Annotated in this window: 16 protein-coding genes; 8 read left to right on the top strand and 8 right to left on the bottom strand. The window is 73.4% G+C overall.

The window, feature by feature from the left end:
* Positions 1–225: 225 nt before the first annotated feature.
* Complete coding sequence (locus IO36_RS15660) at positions 226–696, top strand: Dps family protein (RefSeq protein ID WP_037620344.1); 471 nt, start codon at positions 226–228, stop codon at positions 694–696.
* A 363-nt stretch (positions 697–1,059) separates the two neighbouring features.
* Here IO36_RS15660 and IO36_RS15655 read toward each other — a convergent pair whose 3' ends face one another.
* The 3 genes from IO36_RS15655 to IO36_RS15645 are packed head-to-tail and all read right to left on the bottom strand — an operon-like array spanning position 1,060 to position 7,741.
* Positions 1,060–1,821: an SDR family NAD(P)-dependent oxidoreductase gene (locus IO36_RS15655; protein WP_037620343.1), complete on the bottom strand. Its 762-nt coding sequence runs from the start codon at positions 1,819–1,821 to the stop codon at positions 1,060–1,062.
* 32 nt (positions 1,822–1,853) lie between these two features.
* Positions 1,854–2,687 carry an Fpg/Nei family DNA glycosylase gene (locus tag IO36_RS15650; RefSeq protein WP_037620341.1) on the bottom strand — a complete coding sequence of 278 codons (834 nt, stop codon included), beginning with the start codon at positions 2,685–2,687 and terminating at the stop codon, positions 1,854–1,856.
* Positions 2,688–2,719: 32 nt separating this feature from the next.
* The gene (locus IO36_RS15645; RefSeq protein ID WP_037620339.1) at positions 2,720–7,741 is read right to left on the bottom strand and encodes an ATP-dependent helicase; all 5,022 of its coding nucleotides are present in this window, start codon (positions 7,739–7,741) and stop codon (positions 2,720–2,722) included.
* 245 nt (positions 7,742–7,986) lie between these two features.
* Here IO36_RS15645 and IO36_RS15640 point away from each other — a divergent pair, with 245 nt between their 5' ends.
* Genes IO36_RS15640 through IO36_RS15635 form a run of 3 tightly spaced genes read left to right on the top strand, consistent with a single transcriptional unit; the run spans position 7,987 to position 10,030 of the window.
* Positions 7,987–8,979: an AraC family transcriptional regulator gene (locus tag IO36_RS15640; protein WP_037620487.1), complete on the top strand. Its 993-nt coding sequence runs from the start codon at positions 7,987–7,989 to the stop codon at positions 8,977–8,979.
* A complete protein-coding gene (locus tag IO36_RS44505; protein ID WP_245173309.1) occupies positions 8,880–9,725 on the top strand; it encodes an AzlC family ABC transporter permease in 846 nt (281 codons plus the stop codon). The genes IO36_RS15640 and IO36_RS44505 overlap by 100 nt, the downstream gene beginning before the upstream one ends.
* Complete coding sequence (locus IO36_RS15635) at positions 9,722–10,030, top strand: AzlD domain-containing protein (RefSeq protein WP_037620336.1); 309 nt, start codon at positions 9,722–9,724, stop codon at positions 10,028–10,030. The genes IO36_RS44505 and IO36_RS15635 overlap by 4 nt, the downstream gene beginning before the upstream one ends.
* 56 nt (positions 10,031–10,086) lie before the next feature.
* On the opposite strand, the gene IO36_RS15630 is transcribed toward IO36_RS15635, so the two are convergent.
* Positions 10,087–11,031: a hypothetical protein gene (locus IO36_RS15630; protein WP_037620333.1), complete on the bottom strand. Its 945-nt coding sequence runs from the start codon at positions 11,029–11,031 to the stop codon at positions 10,087–10,089.
* A gap of 80 nt (positions 11,032–11,111) precedes the next feature.
* Between IO36_RS15630 and IO36_RS15625 the strand changes: the two genes are divergently transcribed.
* Positions 11,112–11,306, top strand: coding sequence for a DUF3046 domain-containing protein (locus tag IO36_RS15625; protein ID WP_037620330.1), 195 nt, complete (start codon positions 11,112–11,114; stop codon positions 11,304–11,306).
* Between the two features lie 72 nt (positions 11,307–11,378).
* On the top strand, positions 11,379–12,590 hold the full coding sequence (locus IO36_RS15620) for an AI-2E family transporter (protein WP_078943222.1): 1,212 nt from the start codon (positions 11,379–11,381) through the stop codon (positions 12,588–12,590).
* A 118-nt stretch (positions 12,591–12,708) separates the two neighbouring features.
* On the opposite strand, the gene IO36_RS15615 is transcribed toward IO36_RS15620, so the two are convergent.
* Positions 12,709–13,485 carry a hypothetical protein gene (locus IO36_RS15615; RefSeq protein ID WP_037620327.1) on the bottom strand — a complete coding sequence of 259 codons (777 nt, stop codon included), beginning with the start codon at positions 13,483–13,485 and terminating at the stop codon, positions 12,709–12,711.
* Positions 13,486–13,876: 391 nt separating this feature from the next.
* Here IO36_RS15615 and recA point away from each other — a divergent pair, with 391 nt between their 5' ends.
* Positions 13,877–15,001, top strand: a complete 1,125-nt coding sequence (recA, locus tag IO36_RS15610) for a recombinase RecA (protein ID WP_037620325.1) — start codon at positions 13,877–13,879, stop codon at positions 14,999–15,001.
* Positions 15,002–15,004: 3 nt separating this feature from the next.
* Positions 15,005–15,982, top strand: coding sequence for a recombination regulator RecX (gene recX / locus IO36_RS15605; RefSeq protein ID WP_037620322.1), 978 nt, complete (start codon positions 15,005–15,007; stop codon positions 15,980–15,982).
* 259 nt (positions 15,983–16,241) lie between these two features.
* Here recX and IO36_RS15600 read toward each other — a convergent pair whose 3' ends face one another.
* The 3 genes from IO36_RS15600 to IO36_RS49180 form a co-directional block, all read right to left on the bottom strand.
* Positions 16,242–16,670, bottom strand: coding sequence for a rhodanese-like domain-containing protein (locus IO36_RS15600; protein ID WP_037620321.1), 429 nt, complete (start codon positions 16,668–16,670; stop codon positions 16,242–16,244).
* On the bottom strand, positions 16,667–17,188 hold the full coding sequence (locus IO36_RS15595) for a cupin domain-containing protein (protein ID WP_037620481.1): 522 nt from the start codon (positions 17,186–17,188) through the stop codon (positions 16,667–16,669). Before IO36_RS15595 ends, IO36_RS15600 begins: the two co-directional genes overlap by 4 nt.
* Before the next feature lie 132 nt (positions 17,189–17,320).
* Positions 17,321–17,392, bottom strand: a complete 72-nt coding sequence (locus IO36_RS49180; protein ID WP_318658241.1) for a putative leader peptide — start codon at positions 17,390–17,392, stop codon at positions 17,321–17,323.
* Between the last annotated feature and the right edge of the window lie 32 nt (positions 17,393–17,424).

Here is a 17,424-nt window from a genome sequence, read left to right as displayed (position 1 = left end):
GCTCCCTGGCGGGCCCGTTTGCCGGTATCCGGCGCGGCCCCCATGGTGGAGGGGCCGGACGTTGCCGGCGCCCGCCGTCGTGACCGGTGGGCCGGGTGAGCCGGGTTCGGTCGGATGCGGTCGGTCCGGCCCCGCGGTGTTCACGGCCGGTGCGGTCGTGGGGTCTTCGCGGCCGGTGTGGTCGCTGGACGGGCCGCCCCGGTCGTCGTGAATCGGAGGATGCGGATGTACGTCGTCAAGAGCTCCCTGCCCGACGCGGACCTGAAGACGGTCGCCGCGGCGCTCCAGGGCGCCCTGGTCGATCTGCTGGACCTCTCCCTGGTGGCGAAGCAGGTCCACTGGAACGTGGTGGGGCCCCGCTTCCGTTCCGTCCACCTCCAGCTCGACGAGGTCGTGGACATCGCGCGGCTGCACTCCGACACCGTGGCCGAGCGCGCCTCGACCCTGGGTGTGCCGCCGGACGGGCGCGCGGCCACCGTGACGGCCGGCAGCGGCATCGGACACACACCGGACGGCTGGATCAAGGACACCGACGCCGTACGGACGCTCGTGGACGCGCTCGGCGCGGTGATCGCGCGGATGCGGGAGCGAGTGGCCGCCACGGCGGACGCGGATCCGGTGAGCCAGGACCTCCTCATCGGGATCACGGCCGACCTCGAGAAACACCACTGGATGTTCCAGGCGGAGAACGGCTGAGCGGCCGGGAGCCGCTCGGGCCCGGACGGCGGCGCCTGCCGCCGGTGTGCCCTGCTCGCGCGCGAGGACGGCGGCCCGGTGCCGCGCCGGAGGTGAGTGCCATGGCGGGGCGGACAGTGCGGCGGGGGGCGTGTTTCATATTCGGCGCGCTGTGGTGGTTCAGCGTGCTCCGGCTCGTGTTCGTCCCCGGTGCCGGAGTGATCGAGGGCGCCGTCGCGGCGGGCGGGTGGGGGCTCAGCCTGCTGCCGGTCCACTGCGTGCCGAAGTCCCGGGCGGCCGGGGCCGTGGGGCCGGACCGGTGGCGGGCGCGGTGGCGCGGCCGGCGGCGGGCGGCGCCCCGGTTCGAGAGCGCCGGCGGGCGGGCTACCAGGGCATGGCGACGCCGCCGTTGGGGCGGAGGATCTGACCGGTGGTGAACGCCGAGGCGTCCGACGCCAGGTACAGCACGGCGTGGGCGATGTCCTCGGGCTCCCCGACGCGGCCCAGCGGGGACAGACGGGCCATGAACGCCTCGGTGTGCGCCTGCCGTTCACCGTGGCGGTCGGTCATGGGCGTGCGGATCCAGCCCGGCGCCACGGCGTTGACGCGGATGCCGTGCGGGCCGGCCTCGGTCGCCAGCGTCTTCGTCAGCTGGACGACGGCCGCCTTGGCCGCGCTGTAGCAGAGCAGGCCCGGACCGCCCGAGTCGATGGCGCCCGACGCCATGGTGACGATGCTGCCGCGGACCCCGTTCGCGATCATCGAGAGCGCGGCCTCCTGGCAGGCGTGCAGGACCCCCTTGAAGTTGACGTCCAGCACCCGGTCCAGATCCTCGTCCGAGGTGTCCAGGACCGGGCTGCTGTGCATGATCCCGGCGATCGCGGCCATCACGTCGAGCCGGCCGCACGCGGCGACGGCCTCCCGGAGCCGGGCGCGGTCGGTGACGTCGAGCCGGTGGCCGAGGGCGGTGCCGCCCTTGTCCTTGACCAGCGACGCGGTCTCGTGCAGGCCCTGTTCGTCGACGTCCGCGCAGTGCACGGTCGCGCCCGCCTCCGCCAGCAGGACCGCCGCCGCGCGGCCGATGCCGCTGCCCGCGCCGGTGACGAAGGCAGTGCGTCCGGTGAGGTCGTACGCAGGGAGTCCCATGAGGGGACGGTACGAAGAGATCTGACGGGTCGTCAATCGGTCGTGCGGGACCGGACGGTCGGACGGGCGGGCGGCGGGGTGGGACCGGCCTGGCAGCGGGGGCACCAGTACGTGGGGCGCTCGCGGGATCCGTCGCCCTGGTTCGCGACGCGCACCGGCGTCCCGCAGCGCAGACAGGGCCGCGGGGTCCGCCCGTAGACGAACAGGTGCTGTTCCCTGAGGCCGGTGGTGACGCGGACCGGACGGTCGCGGTTGTACTCCAGCAGCCTCTTCGCGAGAACCGGCAACGAGGCAGCGCGGTCGGCGGGCAGCGCCCCGACGGGGAGCCAGGGAGTGACCCCGAGCAGGAAGCACAGCTCGCTCTTGTACACGTTCCCGATCCCGGCGAGGTTGCGCTGGTCCAGGAGGGCCTCGCCCAGGGCGCGGTCGGGGTCGCCGAGGAGGTTCTCCAAGGCCCTGGCCGGGTCCCAGTCCGGGCCCAGGAGGTCGGGGCCGAGATGGCCGACCGCGCGGGCCTCGTCGGCGGTGCGGAGCAGCTCCAGCACGGGCAGGCGGTAGCCGACGGCCGTGCGGTCCTGCGTGCCGAGGATGGCCCGGATCTGGTGGGCGGGGCCTCCGCTCCAGCGCCGGCCCGGCTCGTACACCTTCCAGGAGCCGTCCATCCGCAGATGCGAGTGCAGCGTCAGACCACCCTCGATCCGGGTGAGGAGGTGCTTGCCGCGCGCGGTGACGTCCAGGACGCCGCGGCCGGTGAGGTCCGCCGTGGCGAACCGGGGCACCCGCAGGTCGGAGCGGATCAGGACCTTGCCCGCGAGGGCGACGTGCAGGCGCTTCGCGGCCTGCCAGACGGTGTCTCCTTCGGGCATGGCTCCAGGGTGGCACGGGTCGGCGCGGCCGGTCAGGCCCGGAGGCGGAGACCGCGCGGGGTGGCGATGAAGCCCGCTCCTTCCAGAAGGGTGCCCAGAGGTGAGGTGAGGGCCGAGACGCCGTTGACGCGTTCGACGGTGACCGTGCCGAGCGAGCCCGCGCGGGCGGCCGCGGCGAGGGCCTCCGCCGCCGGAGCCAGGCGGGCGTCCTGGGCGAGGGGACCGTCCGGATCGGCCGGCCAGGCCAGCAGCGTCTTGCCGCCGCGCTCCATGTAGAGCGTCAGCTCACCGTCGACCAGGACGACCAGGGAACCCGCCTTGCGGCCCGGCTTGTGGCCCGCCTCCGTCGGCGACTCGGGCCACGGAAGGGCCGCGCCGTAGGCGTTGGCGGGGTCGGCGGCGGCCAGGACGACGGCGGGGGAGGCCGTACGGGAACGGGCGCCCGGGTGGGCGGAGCCGTTCCCCGGATACGGCGGGCCGCCACGACGGGACGGGGTGCCGCGGTGCTGGGCCGCGTCCGGGTGGGGCGCCCCGGCCGGGAAGGCGGAGTCGGCGGAGAAGGTGTGGTCGTCGCCGAAGTCGAAGTCGAGCGCGGAGCCTGGACCCCCGAGGGGTGCGTCCTGGCCGAACCCGGGCGGGAGGGCGTTCCAGGAGTCCGGCCCGCCGGGGAGACCGCTCCCGTCCGGGAAGGAGTCGCCGCCGCGGCCCGCGCCGTCGAAACCCGAGGGGGAGCGGGGGAAGGCCGCGCTGTCCGGGAAGCCGTTGGCGGCGGGGGAGTTGTCCGGGACGGCCGGTTCGAGCAGCGCCGTGCCCCGGTCGCGGGCGTTCGCCGCGGCCCGGAGCCGGTCCACCGCGCCGTCCATCGCGAACTGGGCCGCGCCGAGCCCCTCGACCACATAGCCCCGGCGGGCCTGGCCGCTGTCCTCGAAGGCCGACAGGACGCGGTACACCGCCGAGAAGCCGCCCTCGACGCCCTCCGCCGCGACGGCACCCCGGGTCACCACCCCGTGCCGGTCGAGCAGCGTCCGGGCCAGGGCGTGGGCGCGGACCGTGGCGTCGGGTTCCCGCCCGGGCAGCAGCGACCAGCGGCCCGCCACGGTGGGAGGCCCCGTACGCGACTGGGGGCGCGCCCCGCCCGTCAGGGAGCCGTAGCGCCCGCGGGGGACCGAACGCTTGGCGCGGTGGGCCGTGGACCCGGCGGTGCGGCCCGAGCCCAGCAGGGAACGCATCGGCGCGAGCGTGTCGTTCGTCAGCCGCCCGGACCAGGCCAGCTCCCAGATCGCGTCGGCGAGCTGGGGATCGGTCGCGTCGGGGTGGGTGGTGGCCCGGACCTGGTCGGCGATCTGGCGGAAGAACAGGCCGTAGCCCCCGGAGAGGGTCTCCAGGACCGACTCGTGCAGCGCCGTCGGCTCCAGCGGGTGCGCGGCCGGAAGGAGCAGCGGGGCGGCGTCCGCGAGATACAGCGACACCCAGCCGTCCTTGCCCGGCAGGGAACCCGCCCCGGCCCAGACCACCTCACCGGCGGACGTGAGCTCGTCGAGCAGCGCGGGTGTGTAACCGGCAACCCGGGACGGCAGCACGAGCTTCTCCAGCGCCGAGGCGGGCACGGACGCCCCCTGCAATTGCTCGACGGCCCGCACCAGTCCGTCGATGCCCCGCAGCCCGTGACCGCTGCCCACGTGCTGCCACTGCGGCAGGAACTGGGCGAGCGCGGCCGGCGGGACCGGTTCGAGTTCGTGGCGCAGGGCCGCGAGCGAGCGGCGGCGCAGCCGGCGCAGCACCGCCGCGTCGCACCACTCCTGGCCGATGCCCGCGGGATGGAACTCGCCCTGCACGACCCGGCCGGCCGCCGCGAGGCGATGCAGGGCGCCGTCGGTGACGGCCGTGCCCAGGCCGAAGCGGGCGGCGGCCGTGGCCGAGGTGAACGGCCCGTGGGTGCGCGCGTACCGGGCGAGGAGATCGCCCAGCGGGTCCTTCACCGGCTCGGTGAAGGCCTCGGGGACACCGACGGGCAGCGCCGTGCCGAGCGCGTCCCGCAGCCGGCCCGCGTCCTCGATGGCGGCCCAGTGGTCGGCCCCGGCGATCCGGACCCGGATGGCGCGCCGGGCGGCGGCCAGTTCGCCCGCCCACCGCGGCTCGGCGCCGCGCTCGGCCAGCTCGGCCTCCGTGAGCGGCCCGAGCAGCCGCAGCAGGTCGGCGACACCCTCCACGTCCTTGATGCGCCGGTCCTCGGTGAGCCACTGGAGCTCGCGCTCCAGCTCGGCCAGGACCTCGGCGTCCAGCAGCTCCCGCAGCTCGGCCTGGCCCAGCAGCTCGGCCAGCAGCCGCGAGTCCAGCGACAGCGCGGCGGCCCGCCGCTCGGCGAGCGGGGAGTCCCCCTCGTACAGGAACTGGGCGACGTACCCGAAGAGGAGGGAGCGGGCGAAGGGGGAGGGCTCGGGGGTGGTGACCTCGACGAGCCGCACCTTGCGGGACTCGATGTCCCCCATCAGTTCCCTGAGCCCCGGCACGTCGAAGACGTCCTGGAGGCATTCGCGCACCGCCTCCAGGACGATCGGGAACGAACCGAACTCACTGGCCACCTGGAGCAGCTGGGCGGCGCGCTGCCGCTGCTGCCACAGGGGGGTGCGCTTGCCGGGGTTGCGGCGCGGCAGGAGCAGGGCGCGGGCCGCGCATTCGCGGAAACGGGCGGCGAAGAGGGCCGAACCGCCGACCTGGTCGGTGACGATCTGGTCGACCTCGCCCTTGTCGAAGGCGACGTCCGCCGCGCCGACCGGGGCCTGCTCCGCGTCCCACTCCGCGCCCGCCTTCGACGGCGCCTGGTCGAGCAGGTCCAGGTTCATCAGATCGGCGTCCGGAAGCCGCAGCACGATCCCGTCGTCCGCATGCATGACCTGGGCGTCCATGCCGTACCGCTCGGACAGCTTGGCACCCAGGGCGAGGGCCCAGGGCGCGTGGACCTGGGCGCCGAAGGGAGAGTGCACGACCACGCGCCAGTCGCCCAGCTCGTCGCGGAAGCGCTCGACCACGATGGTTCGGTCGTCCGGGATGTGTCCGCACGCCTCGCGCTGTTCGGCGAGGTACGCGATGACGTTGTCCGCGGCCCAGGTGTCCAGGCCCGCCGCGAGCAGACGCAGCCGGGCGTCCTCCTCGGGGAGCGAACCGACCTCGCGCAGGAACGCGCCGACCGCGCGGCCCAGTTCCAGCGGACGCCCGAGCTGGTCGCCCTTCCAGAAGGGCAGCCGGCCGGGGACGCCGGGCGCCGGGGAGACCAGGACCCGGTCCCTGGTGATGTCCTCGATGCGCCAGGAACTGGTGCCGAGGGTGAAGACGTCGCCGACGCGGGACTCGTAGACCATCTCCTCGTCGAGCTCGCCGACCCGGCCGCCGCCCTTCTTGGGGTCGGCGCCCGCGAGGAACACCCCGAACAGACCGCGGTCGGGGATGGTGCCCCCGGAGGTGACGGCGAGACGCTGGGCGCCGGGCCGGCCGGTCACCGTGCCCGCGACCCGGTCCCACACCACGCGGGGCCGCAGCTCGGCGAAGGCGTCCGACGGATAGCGGCCCGCGAGCATGTCGAGCACGGCGGTGAACGCCGACTCCGGCAGCGAGGCGAACGGGGCCGCCCGGCGGACCATGGACAGCAGGTCGTCGACCTGCCAGGTGTCGAGCGCGGTCATGGCGACGAGCTGCTGGGCCAGCACGTCCAGCGGATTGGCGGGGACCCGGAGGGACTCGATGGAGCCGGTGCGCATCCGCTCCGTGACCACGGCCGCCTGCACCAGGTCACCCCGGTACTTGGGGAAGACGACCCCGGTGGAGACCGCGCCGACCTGGTGACCCGCGCGGCCCACACGCTGGAGCCCCGAGGCCACGGACGGCGGGGACTCGACCTGGACGACGAGGTCGACCGCGCCCATGTCGATGCCCAGTTCGAGACTGGAGGTGGCGACCACGGCCGGGAGACGGCCGGCCTTCAGGTCCTCCTCGACCTGCGCCCGTTGTTCCTTGGAGACCGATCCGTGGTGCGCCCGGGCGATGACGGGGGGCGCCCCCTGGGCCGCGCCGGAGCCGCCCATCAGCTCCGCGGGAGCGTGCGCCTCCTCCAGGGGCTCGCCGGTCGCCCTCTCGTACGCGATCTCGTTGAGCCGGTTGCACAGGCGCTCGGCGAGACGCCGCGAGTTGGCGAACACGATCGTCGAGCGGTGGGACTGGACGAGGTCGGCGATCCGCTCCTCGACGTGCGGCCAGATCGACGGCTTCTCGGCGCCCTCCTTGCCGTCGGCGGCCGGCGACCCGCCCAGCTCGCCCAGGTCCTCGACCGGCACGACCACGGAGAGGTCGAACTCCTTGCCGGACGGCGGCTGGACGATCTCCACCTTGCGCTGCGGCGAGAGATAGCGCGCCACCTCGTCCACCGGACGCACGGTCGCCGAGAGCCCGATGCGCCGGGCGGGCTTGGGCAGCAGTTCGTCGAGGCGCTCCAAGGTGAGCGCGAGATGGGCGCCGCGCTTGGTGCCCGCGACCGCGTGCACCTCGTCCAGGATCACCGTCTCGATGCCGGTCAGCGCGTCGCGTGTGGCCGAGGTCAGCATCAGGAACAGCGACTCGGGGGTCGTGATCAGGATGTCCGGCGGGCGGGTGGCCAGAGCCCGGCGCTCGGCGGGCGGGGTGTCGCCGGAACGGATGCCCACCTTCACCTCCGGCTCCGGCAGCCCGAGCCGCACGGACTCCTGCCGGATGCCGGTCAGCGGGCTGCGCAGATTGCGCTCCACGTCGACCGCGAGCGCCTTGAGCGGGGACACGTACAGAACCCGGCAGCGCTTGCGCGGCTCCGCGGGAGGCGGCGTCGAGGCCAGCTGGTCGAGCGCGGCGAGGAACGCGGCCAGCGTCTTGCCGGAACCGGTCGGGGCCACGACCAGCACGTCCGAGCCCGCCCCGATGGCCGCCCACGCCCCGGCCTGGGCCGCGGTGGGCGCGGAAAAGGCCCCCGTGAACCAGCCGCGGGTCGCGGGGGAGAAGCCGTCGAGCGCTCGGTGTGCGGAGCTGACCATGCGTCCATCCTGCACCCGCCCACTGACAACCGTGCCGACCTGCGAGAACACCGTGGTGGCGGCCGATGGCGGCCGATGGCGGCCGGTGGCGGAGGGGGCGAGGCGGTGAGGGTGACCGCGGCCGGTGCCGACGAGGTGGCGAGGCGGCGGGACGAGGTGGCGGAGGGGGCGAGGTGGTGAGGGTGACCGCGGCCAGTGCCGACGGGGTGGCGAGGCGGCGGGACGAGGTGGCGGACAATGAGGAGGTGGCAGGTTCGGGGCAGGAGCGGGCACGGCACTGGCAGTACGCGGAGCTGCCCGGTGTCGATCTGCTGCGGGCCCGCTACGTCGAGAAGATCTTCGTGCGCCACACCCACGAGAACTTCGTCATCGCCGCCGTCGCCGAGGGCGTCGAGGTCTTCCACCACGGCGGCGCCGACCAGTACGTGGGCCCCGGTTCGCTGGCCCTGGTCAATCCCGACACCCCGCACACCGGGCGCGCGGGTGTTCCCGAGGGCTGGCGGTACGGCGCCGTCTACCCCTCGCCCGCCATGGTGGCCGAGATCGCCGCCGAGACCACCACGCTGCGCGGCACCCCCGGATTCAGCCGCCCGGTGCTCGAGGACCCGTACGCCGCAAAGCTGGTCCACCAGGTGCTCAGGGCGACCGAGGAGGGCAACGCGCTGGCCGCCGACACCCTGCTGCGGGTCGCCGTGACCCGGCTGCTGCGCCTGAACGGGGGGACCATGCCACAGCGGGCCGTACGCACCGCCGGCGGCCGGCTCGCGGCACGCGCGCGGGGCGTGCTCGACGAGCGGATGGCCGAGCCGCCGACCCTGGAGCGCCTCGCGGCCGACCTCGGCACCAGCCCGTTCGCGCTGCTGCGCGCGTTCCGGGACACCTACGGGATGCCGCCCCACACCTGGCTGACGGACGCGCGGGTGCGCCGGGCACGCCGGCTCCTGGACGCCGGGTCCACGCCCGCCGAGGCGGCCGTCACCGTCGGCTTCACCGACCAGCCCCACCTCAACCGTCACTTCAGCCGGATCGTGGGCGTGCCTCCGGGCGCCTACCAGCGGGAGCGCAAGAACGTACAAGACGCGGGGCGGCCGCTCACCGTAGCGTCCGACGCGTGGCACAACAGACAGCTCTCCCAGACATACGCAGTGAAGAAGGCGGAAAACCCGACGCCGCCGTCGTCCGAGACGCCCTCGGCGTCGGGGTCGCCGTCGGACTGTCCGGTTTCGCCTTCGGAGTGACCTCGGCCGGCAGCGGGCTCAGCCTGCTCCAGACCTGCGCCCTGAGCCTCCTGGTCTTCACCGGGGCGTCGCAGTTCGCGCTCGTGGGCGCGCTCGCCGCCGGGGGCAACCCCCTCACCGCGGCCGCCGGCGCCTTCTTCCTCGGGGTCCGCAACGCCTTCTACGGGCTGCGGCTGTCCCAGCTTCTGGCCCTCCCGCGCGCGGTGCGCCCGTTCGCCGCCCAGTGGGTGATCGACGAGACCACGGCCGTGGCGCTCGCCCAGCCCACCCGCCGCAGTGTGCGGATCGGCTTCACCGTCACCGGCCTGTCGCTCTACCTGCTGTGGAACCTCACCACCCTGCTGGGCGCGGCCGGGGCCGAGGCCATCGGCGACACCGACGCCTGGGGCCTGGACGCGGCCGGGCCCGCGGTCTTCCTCGCGCTGCTCGCGCCGATGCTGAAGACCACCACGGAACGCGCCGTCGCGGGAATCGCCGTCCTCCTGGGGCTCGGCCTGCTGCCCGTGCTCCCCGCCGGAGTGCCGGTGCTGGTGGCCGCCCTGGCCGCCCCCGCCGTCCTCTACGTGACGGGCCGCCGCCGCGCCGACGCCACGCCGGGCGCGGTCGCCGCCGGGCCCGACGCGACGCCGGAGGCCGCGACGGAGGCCGCGACGGAGGAGCCGTCGGCCGCCGCGCGCGACGACGGCCCCGGAGCGCCGGCGCACGAGAACGACGGACCGGCGGACATGTCAGGAGGAGACCGGTGAACATCTGGATCGCCATCGCAGTCACCGCCGTCGGCTGCTACGCCGTCAAGCTCGTCGGCCTCCTGATCCCCGCGGGCGTGCTGGAGCGGCCGCTGGTGCAGCGCCTCGCCGCCCTGCTGCCCGTGGCGCTGCTGGCCGCCCTCACGGCCCAGCAGACCTTCGCCGACGGGCGGGTCCTCGTCGTCGACGCGAAGGCCGCCGGACTCGCCGCGGCGGCCGTCGCGCTGATCCTGCGCGCCCCGTTCCTGGTGGTCGTCGCCGCGGCTGTCGTGGTGACGGCCGGGGTCCGCGCGCTGACGGGCTGACGTCCGGGCGCCGGGGCCGCCACCGGTGACCGCGTCCGACGGCGGCCCCGGCGGACTCAGTGGACGGGCCGGGCGTACGCCTGGAGGGTGCGCAGGGCCTCGATGGTCACGATGGGACGGCTCTCCAGTGCCGGGCCCGGTGCCCACTGGCGCCAGCGGACCGGCCACCCGCCGTCCTCCTGCTGCTCCTCCGCGAGGTGGTCCAGCGAACGGGCCATCTCCTCGTCGGTGAACCACGCGCGCGCGAGCGAGTCCGGCGTGCGCGCGTAGTCGTGCGGGAAGTGGTGCTCACCGGGCGCGTACCCCGGAGCGACGGGGTAGGCATCCAGGCGCCCGGGGTCCAGCGCGGCGAGTCGCTGCTCGCGCACGAGCCGGCCCAGCCGGTCGGCGCTCGCCTGCGCGCGCGAGCGGTCGGCCGCGGAGTCCAGGAAGGCGACGGCCGCCTCGATCTCGTAGGGATGCGACTTCTCCAGGGACTCCACCGCCTGCCAGCAGAAGTCGGTGGCCCGGAACAGCCAGGCGTTCCACACCTCGTTGCGGTGCAGCAGGCCCACGACCGGGCCGGTGGCCAGGAGCTCGCTCGGCGGGTCGTCGACGACCGGCACGAACGGGGCCGCCGGATAGCCGCGCTGGCTGGGACGGACGGCGGGGAGCGCGCCGTCCGCGGTCGACACGGACGTCAGATAGCGGCACACCCGCTCCACGCGCTGTCCGCCGCAGCGCCCGATCGAATCGAGCACCCTCAGGGCGTGCCCGGTGTGCAGCGGCTGGCTGACCGGGCCGCGCAGATCGGGTTCGAGCGCGTGACCGTACCCCTCGTCCTCGTTGCGGTAGGCGGCCAGCGCCGTCTCCACCGCCTCGGCGTCGCCGCCGAGGAAGTGGAAGGCGAAGCGGCGCTGTTCCAGCACGCGCGCGGTGAGCCAGACGAACTGCTCGGCACGGGCGAGGGACGATCGCGCGGTGGGCGTCTGGGGGAGTGGAGATGCTCCGGTTTCGGCCATGCGTCAGACCGTAGGGCGGAAAGCGGTCTCGGCACGCGGTCCCCGGCCGGGCCCACTCTCAGGGGCGGGATACTGGTGTCATGCGGTTGACGGTCTTCTGGCAGCGAATGGCTGATCACTTCGGCGCGGGGTACGCCGAGACGTTCGCGCGCGATCACGTGATGACGGAACTGGGCGGGCTCACCGTCCACGAGGCGCTGGACGCGGGCTGGGAGGCCAAGGACGTGTGGCGCGTGGTGTGCGCGACGATGAACGTTCCGTACGAAAACCACTGAAGCGGACGCGGGGACCGGGAAAGACCGGGGGGACGTGGATCCGGTGTCGGTGGCGTGGGCCAGACTTGGCGGGTGGCCCCGACAGACGAGAACACGCAGGTCGATCAGCAGTCATCACCGTTCGGCACGACGCCGCCCGGCCCGCCCGCGGCCGACGCCGCCGGGTCCGGTGTGCGCATGCCGCGCTGGCTGCCGCGCGCCATGGTGCTCGCGCTCACGCTCGTCGCCGTGTTCCAGCTCGGCAGCTGGGCCTTCCACCAGCTCACCGGCCTGCTGATCAACATCCTGATCTCGTTCTTCCTCGCCCTCGCGATAGAACCGGCCGTCTCCTGGATGGCCTCTCGGGGCATGCGCAGGGGACTGGCCACCTTCCTGGTCTTCCTCGGCTCGCTCATCATGATCGCCGGGTTCGTCACGCTGCTCGGCTCGATGCTCGCGGGCCAGATCATCAAGATGATCGAGGGCTTCCCGGACTACCTCGACTCGCTCATCAACTGGACCAACGCGCACTTCCACACCGACCTCAGACGGGTCGACATCCAGGAGGGACTGCTCCACTCCGACTGGCTGCGCAAGTACGTACAGAACAGCGCCACCGGCGTCCTGGACGTGTCCGGGCAGGTGCTCGGCGGGCTCTTCCAGCTGCTGACCGTCGCGCTGTTCTCGTTCTACTTCGCCGCCGACGGACCCCGGCTGCGGCGCGCGCTGTGCTCGGTGCTGCCGCCGGCCCGGCAGGCCGAGGTGCTGCGCGCCTGGGAGATCGCCGTCGACAAGACCGGCGGCTACCTGTACTCGCGCGGCCTGATGGCCCTCATCTCGGGCATCGCCCACTACATCCTGCTGGAGGCGCTGGGCGTGCCCTACGCGCCGGTGCTCGGTGTGTGGGTCGGTCTGGTCTCGCAGTTCATCCCGACCATCGGCACCTATCTCGCGGGCGCCCTGCCGATGCTGATCGCGTTCACGATCGACCCCTGGTACGCGCTGTGGGTGCTCGTCTTCGTGGTGGTCTACCAGCAGTTCGAGAACTACATGCTCCAGCCCAAGCTGACCTCCAGGACGGTCGACATCCACCCCGCGGTCGCCTTCGGATCGGTGATCGCGGGCACCGCGCTCCTCGGCGCCGTCGGCGCGCTGATCGCCATCCCCGCGGTCGCGACCCTGCAGGCGTTCCTCGGGGCGTACGTGAAGCGCTACGACGTCACGGACGACCCGCGGGTGCACGGCCACCGCACGCGCAGCTCGGAAGGGCTCCTCACCCGCGTGCGACGCCAGCTCGGCCGCTGACGGTCACGAGGTCCCGGCGCCGGGGAGGCGACGGCGGCCGAGCTTCGTGTCGGTGACGGCCGCCGGGGCCGGGCGCGCCGGAGGCGCAGGCGACGACGGGGCGCGGCGACCGTGACGCTCACCAGGTGAGGACCGCCTGGACCCCTGTCACGAGGACGGCGGCCGCGTAGCACCAGACCGCCGCCCGCACGATCCGCTCCCTGCGCTCCTGGCTCCAGCCGGTCCGGGCGAGCAGCCAGGCCAGCGCCGGCAGCACCAGCACGGCGTGCAGGCTCACCCCGTGCAGCGGCTTGAGCGGAGCCGTCGAGTGGTACGCGGCCTCCTGATGGCCGGTCCTGGTCAGAACGACCCCGCGCGCGATCATCACGGCGCCGGAGGCCAGCGCGAGCAGCAGGACCGCGAACCCCGAGCGCACGGCGAGCGGCATGCCGGCGGGGCCGTCGGGACGGCTCCGGAACGAGGCGACCGCGAACGCGGTCAGCACCACGACCAGAACCGCGCCGCCGACCGCGAGCGTCATGGACACCGCCGTGTCGAAGCCGGTCTCCATGTCGAGATGCGAGGGGACCCGGCGCCACGCCTGGAGGGTGATCCCGCCGACTTCCACCACGCAGTCCGCGGCGAACACCAGGAGCAGTACGCCGCGCACCCTCGCCTCCATCCGCACGTACGACGTGACCCAGGTGATCGCCATCAGGGTCAGTCCGAAGGAGAGCCCGAAGGTCACGGGCTTGCGCCAGGACACGGGACCGTCCCAGGGGCCGCCGTCGACGGCGAAGACCACCAGATGCAGGAGGCCCGACAGGACGAGCAGGGCGCCCGTCGCGTGGCAGAGCCGCTCGGCCGGCCGGAGCGAGGGCCTCGGTGGTGAAAGGGGTCGGGTCGTCGTCGGCATGGCCCACAGCCTGCCGGGTGGGCCGGTCGGCGTCGTCGTACGGCCGGAGGTGGTGGCCGTACGCCCGGGAGAGTAGGCCCGGCACGGGGTGGGTACCGGGGACCGGGAGGTGCGCCGGGCCGGGGCGCCGGGGCGGGTTTCCGGGAATCCCGGGGCGTCGTGGGAGCGCGAACGTAGTCTCGGGAGTGCCGCGTGGTGCGCTTGACACGAAAATCGAACATCCATTCTCATGGAGGTTCCGGCGGGGCTTTCGACGGGTGATTCGGCATGGTTTCGACAGAGATGTGACCGAGTTATCCACAGGCTGGACGGGCGTCGGGGCGCATTGTCAGTGGCAGGCGTTAGCGTCTTTGACGTGAAGCGATCGACTCAAGCAAACCGGGTGGAACCCATGGCAGGAACCGACCGCGAGAAGGCGCTCGACGCCGCGCTCGCACAGATTGAACGGCAGTTCGGCAAGGGTGCAGTGATGCGCCTGGGCGAGCGGCCGAATGAGCCCATCGAGGTCATCCCGACCGGGTCGACCGCGCTCGACGTGGCCCTCGGCGTCGGCGGCCTGCCGCGCGGCCGTGTGGTGGAGGTGTACGGCCCGGAGTCCTCCGGTAAGACGACCCTCACCCTGCACGCGGTGGCGAACGCGCAGAAGGCCGGCGGCCAGGTGGCGTTCATCGACGCCGAGCACGCCCTCGACCCCGAGTACGCGAAGAAGCTCGGCGTCGACATCGACAGCCTGATCCTGTCGCAGCCCGACAACGGCGAGCAGGCTCTGGAGATCGTGGACATGCTCGTCCGCTCCGGCGCGCTCGACCTCATCGTCATCGACTCCGTCGCCGCCCTGGTGCCGCGGGCCGAGATCGAGGGCGAGATGGGTGACTCTCACGTGGGTCTCCAGGCCCGTCTGATGAGCCAGGCCCTGCGCAAGATCACCAGCGCGCTCAACCAGTCGAAGACCACGGCGATCTTCATCAACCAGCTCCGCGAGAAGATCGGCGTGATGTTCGGCTCGCCGGAGACCACGACGGGTGGCCGGGCGCTGAAGTTCTACGCCTCGGTGCGCCTCGACATCCGCCGCATCGAGACGCTGAAGGACGGCACGGAGGCGGTCGGCAACCGCACCCGCGTCAAGGTCGTCAAGAACAAGGTCTCGCCGCCCTTCAAGCAGGCCGAGTTCGACATCCTCTACGGCCAGGGCATCAGCCGCGAGGGCGGTCTGATCGACATGGGCGTCGAGCACGGCTTCGTCCGCAAGGCCGGCGCCTGGTACACGTACGAGGGCGACCAGCTCGGCCAGGGTAAGGAGAACGCCCGCAACTTCCTGAAGGACAACCCCGACCTCGCCAACGAGATCGAGAAGAAGATCAAGGAGAAGCTGGGCGTCGGCGTGCGGCCCGAGCAGCCCGCGGCCGAGCCGGGCACGGACGCTGCGGTCGCGGCCACCCCGGAGGACGCCGCGAAGACGGTGCCCGCTCCGGCTGCCAAGGCCACCAAGTCCAGGGCCGCGGCGGCCAAGAGCTAGTCCATGACACGACGAACCGACTGGGCCGAGTACGCCAATTCCCCCACCCCGCTGGAGCCGGGGCAGGGGTACGGCGGGGGAGACGGCGGCCCGGACGGAGACGACGAGGGACCGTACGGCGGTGCCGGGGGGTACGGCGGTCAGCCGTACGGCACCGACGCCGAGTTCCACGGATCCGACCTCGGGTTCCACGGATCCGACGACGGGTTCTACGAATCCGACGGTTTTCACGGCGCCGGTCCGGACGAGGGTGATCCGGGCGGCGGCGGTTCGACGGGCGGCGGTGACGCACGGCGTGGTGACGGCCCGCCGGGCGGTCACGGTTCGCCGGACGCGGTCTCCCGGCGCGGTGGACGCGCCCGGGGCGGACCGCGTGGTGGAAGGGGTCGTCGACGGAGCGGCGGTTTCGGCGAGCCGTCCGGCGACCCGAGGGACGAAGACACCTCCTCCTCGTCGAGGGCCGAGAAGAGGGAGTCCCCTGCGGACCCGGCTGAGCGGGCACGGGCGATCTGTCTGCGCCTGCTCACCGGGACCCCGCGCACGCGCAAGCAGCTGGCGGACGCCTTGCGCAAACGCGAGATCCCCGACGACGTGGCGGACGCCGTGCTGTCACGGTTCGAGGAGGTCGGGCTGATCAACGACGGCGCCTTCGCCGACGCCTGGGTCGAGTCGCGGCACCACGGACGAGGGCTGGCCCGGCGGGCGCTCGTCCAGGAACTGCGGACCAAGGGCGTGGAAGCGACGCTGATCGACGAGGCCGTAGGACAGCTCGACTCCGACCAGGAGGAGGCGACCGCGCGTGAACTCGTCGCGCGCAAGCTGCGCTCCACCCGTGGACTCGACCGCGACAAGCGGCTGAGACGCCTCGCCGGCATGCTCGCCCGCAAGGGCTACTCCCAGGGCATGGCCCTGCGAGTGGTCCGCCAAGCCCTCGAGGAAGAGGGCGAGGACACGGAGGGCCTCGGGGACGAGGGGTTCTGAGCAGCCCAGGCCCCCGGAGTCCCAGAGCCTCAGATTCCCAGAGCCTCAGAGTCAGAGAGCCTCGGAGTCCGAGAGAGCCGTAACCCGGGAGCCCGGAGGGCCGAAGTCCCAGGGCCGAAGTCCCGGGGGCCCGGAGAGTCGCAGTTCCGGGAGTCTGGAGGGCCGAAGTCCCGGGGGCCCGGAGAGTCGCAGTTCCGGGCGCCAGAGGGCAGCAGTCCCCGGGGGCCGGAGATGCGCAGCCCCCGAGGGCCGTGGGCGGTCAGTTCTCCGGGTCGGCCGACGCGGTCGTCACCGGAAGGCCGGCGCTCTTCCACGCCTGGAAGCCGCCGACAAGATCGGTCGCCCTGCGCAGGCCCAGCCGCCGCAGGGACTCGGCGGCGAGACTCGAGGCGTACCCCTCGTTGCAGAACAGCACGATCCGCAGGTCATGACCGGTGGCCTCGGGGACGCGGTGACTGCCCGTGGGGTCCAGCCGCCACTCCAGTTCGTTGCGCTCGATCACAAGGGCGCCCGGGACCAGACCGTCCCGCTCGCGCAGGGCGGCGTAACGGGTGTCGACGAGCAGCGCCTCCCCTCGTTCCACGGCCTTGAAGGCCTCCTCGGCCTCGACGCGGTCGAGACCCGCGCGGACCTGTTCCAGCAAGGCGTCGATGCCCACGGGCTGCGCGGGCTGTCCGATGTCGCTCACTGCCAGTCCTCCGGTCGCTCGACGTGCTCCAGGCGCAGGATCTGACCCGTCCGGCTGTAGCGGCGGATCTGCGGGAGCGGCGGGTAGTAGGCGTGGACCGAGATCGCGTGCTCCTCGGTGGACTCGTTGAGCACCTCGTGCACGTGATGGCGGCCGAAGCCGCGGCCGGTCCCTGCGGGGAGCCTTCGCTGCCGGTCGATCTCCTCGGCGAGTTCCAGGGTCTTCCAGCCGTCGGCGGGGAGCCGGGCGGCGAGCGAGTTCTCCTTCAGTTCGCCCGCCGCGGTGAGGAAGGCGCCGACCGACTCGGCGTGGTCGTGCCAGCCGGTCCCGGTGCCGGGAGGCCAGCCGATGAGCCAGGCCTCGCTGCCGCCGGGGCCTTCGAGCCGTACCCAGGTGCGGCCCTCGGGGTCGAGGGGGAGCGAGGCGATCAGTTCGGCGTCGGCCGCCGTGCGGCGCACGAAGGCCAGCAGGTCGGCCTGGGTCGGAGGGCGCGCGTCGCCGGACACGGCGGACGGCAGGGAGTCGGCGGAGGACGCGGCGACGGGTACAGGTGTGGAGACAGGAGGTGGCACAGACACGGGGACCGTCCTGAGAGTTCGCGGAAGGAGCGCGCGGCGGCAGAGGGCGGCGCGCGGAGGAAGGATGCGAAGTCAGAAGGACGGACGACACACGCAGCCCGCGTAGCGGACGAGGTCCATATGGACCCTCCGCCACAGGCGCACACAGGTGTCGGTCACGATCCGGAGTAGACCAT

The sequence above is a fragment of the Streptomyces aureus genome (assembly GCF_000725495.1).
GTDB classification, from domain to species: domain Bacteria; phylum Actinomycetota; class Actinomycetes; order Streptomycetales; family Streptomycetaceae; genus Streptomyces; species Streptomyces aureus_B.
This window is presented reverse-complemented; position numbering and strand designations above follow the sequence as displayed.

Bases quoted from the DNA above. Each gene is read 5' to 3' on its own strand.
- IO36_RS15660 (WP_037620344.1), top strand. From the start codon at position 226: ATGTACGTCGTCAAGAGCTCCCTGCCCGACGCGGACCTGAAGACGGTC.
- IO36_RS15655 (WP_037620343.1), bottom strand. From the start codon at position 1,821: ATGGGACTCCCTGCGTACGACCTCACCGGACGCACTGCCTTCGTCACC.
- IO36_RS15650 (WP_037620341.1), bottom strand. From the start codon at position 2,687: ATGCCCGAAGGAGACACCGTCTGGCAGGCCGCGAAGCGCCTGCACGTC.
- IO36_RS15645 (WP_037620339.1), bottom strand. From the start codon at position 7,741: ATGGTCAGCTCCGCACACCGAGCGCTCGACGGCTTCTCCCCCGCGACC.
- IO36_RS15630 (WP_037620333.1), bottom strand. From the start codon at position 11,031: ATGGCCGAAACCGGAGCATCTCCACTCCCCCAGACGCCCACCGCGCGA.
- IO36_RS15625 (WP_037620330.1), top strand. From the start codon at position 11,112: ATGCGGTTGACGGTCTTCTGGCAGCGAATGGCTGATCACTTCGGCGCG.
- IO36_RS15615 (WP_037620327.1), bottom strand. From the start codon at position 13,485: ATGCCGACGACGACCCGACCCCTTTCACCACCGAGGCCCTCGCTCCGG.
- recA (WP_037620325.1), top strand. From the start codon at position 13,877: ATGGCAGGAACCGACCGCGAGAAGGCGCTCGACGCCGCGCTCGCACAG.
- recX (WP_037620322.1), top strand. From the start codon at position 15,005: ATGACACGACGAACCGACTGGGCCGAGTACGCCAATTCCCCCACCCCG.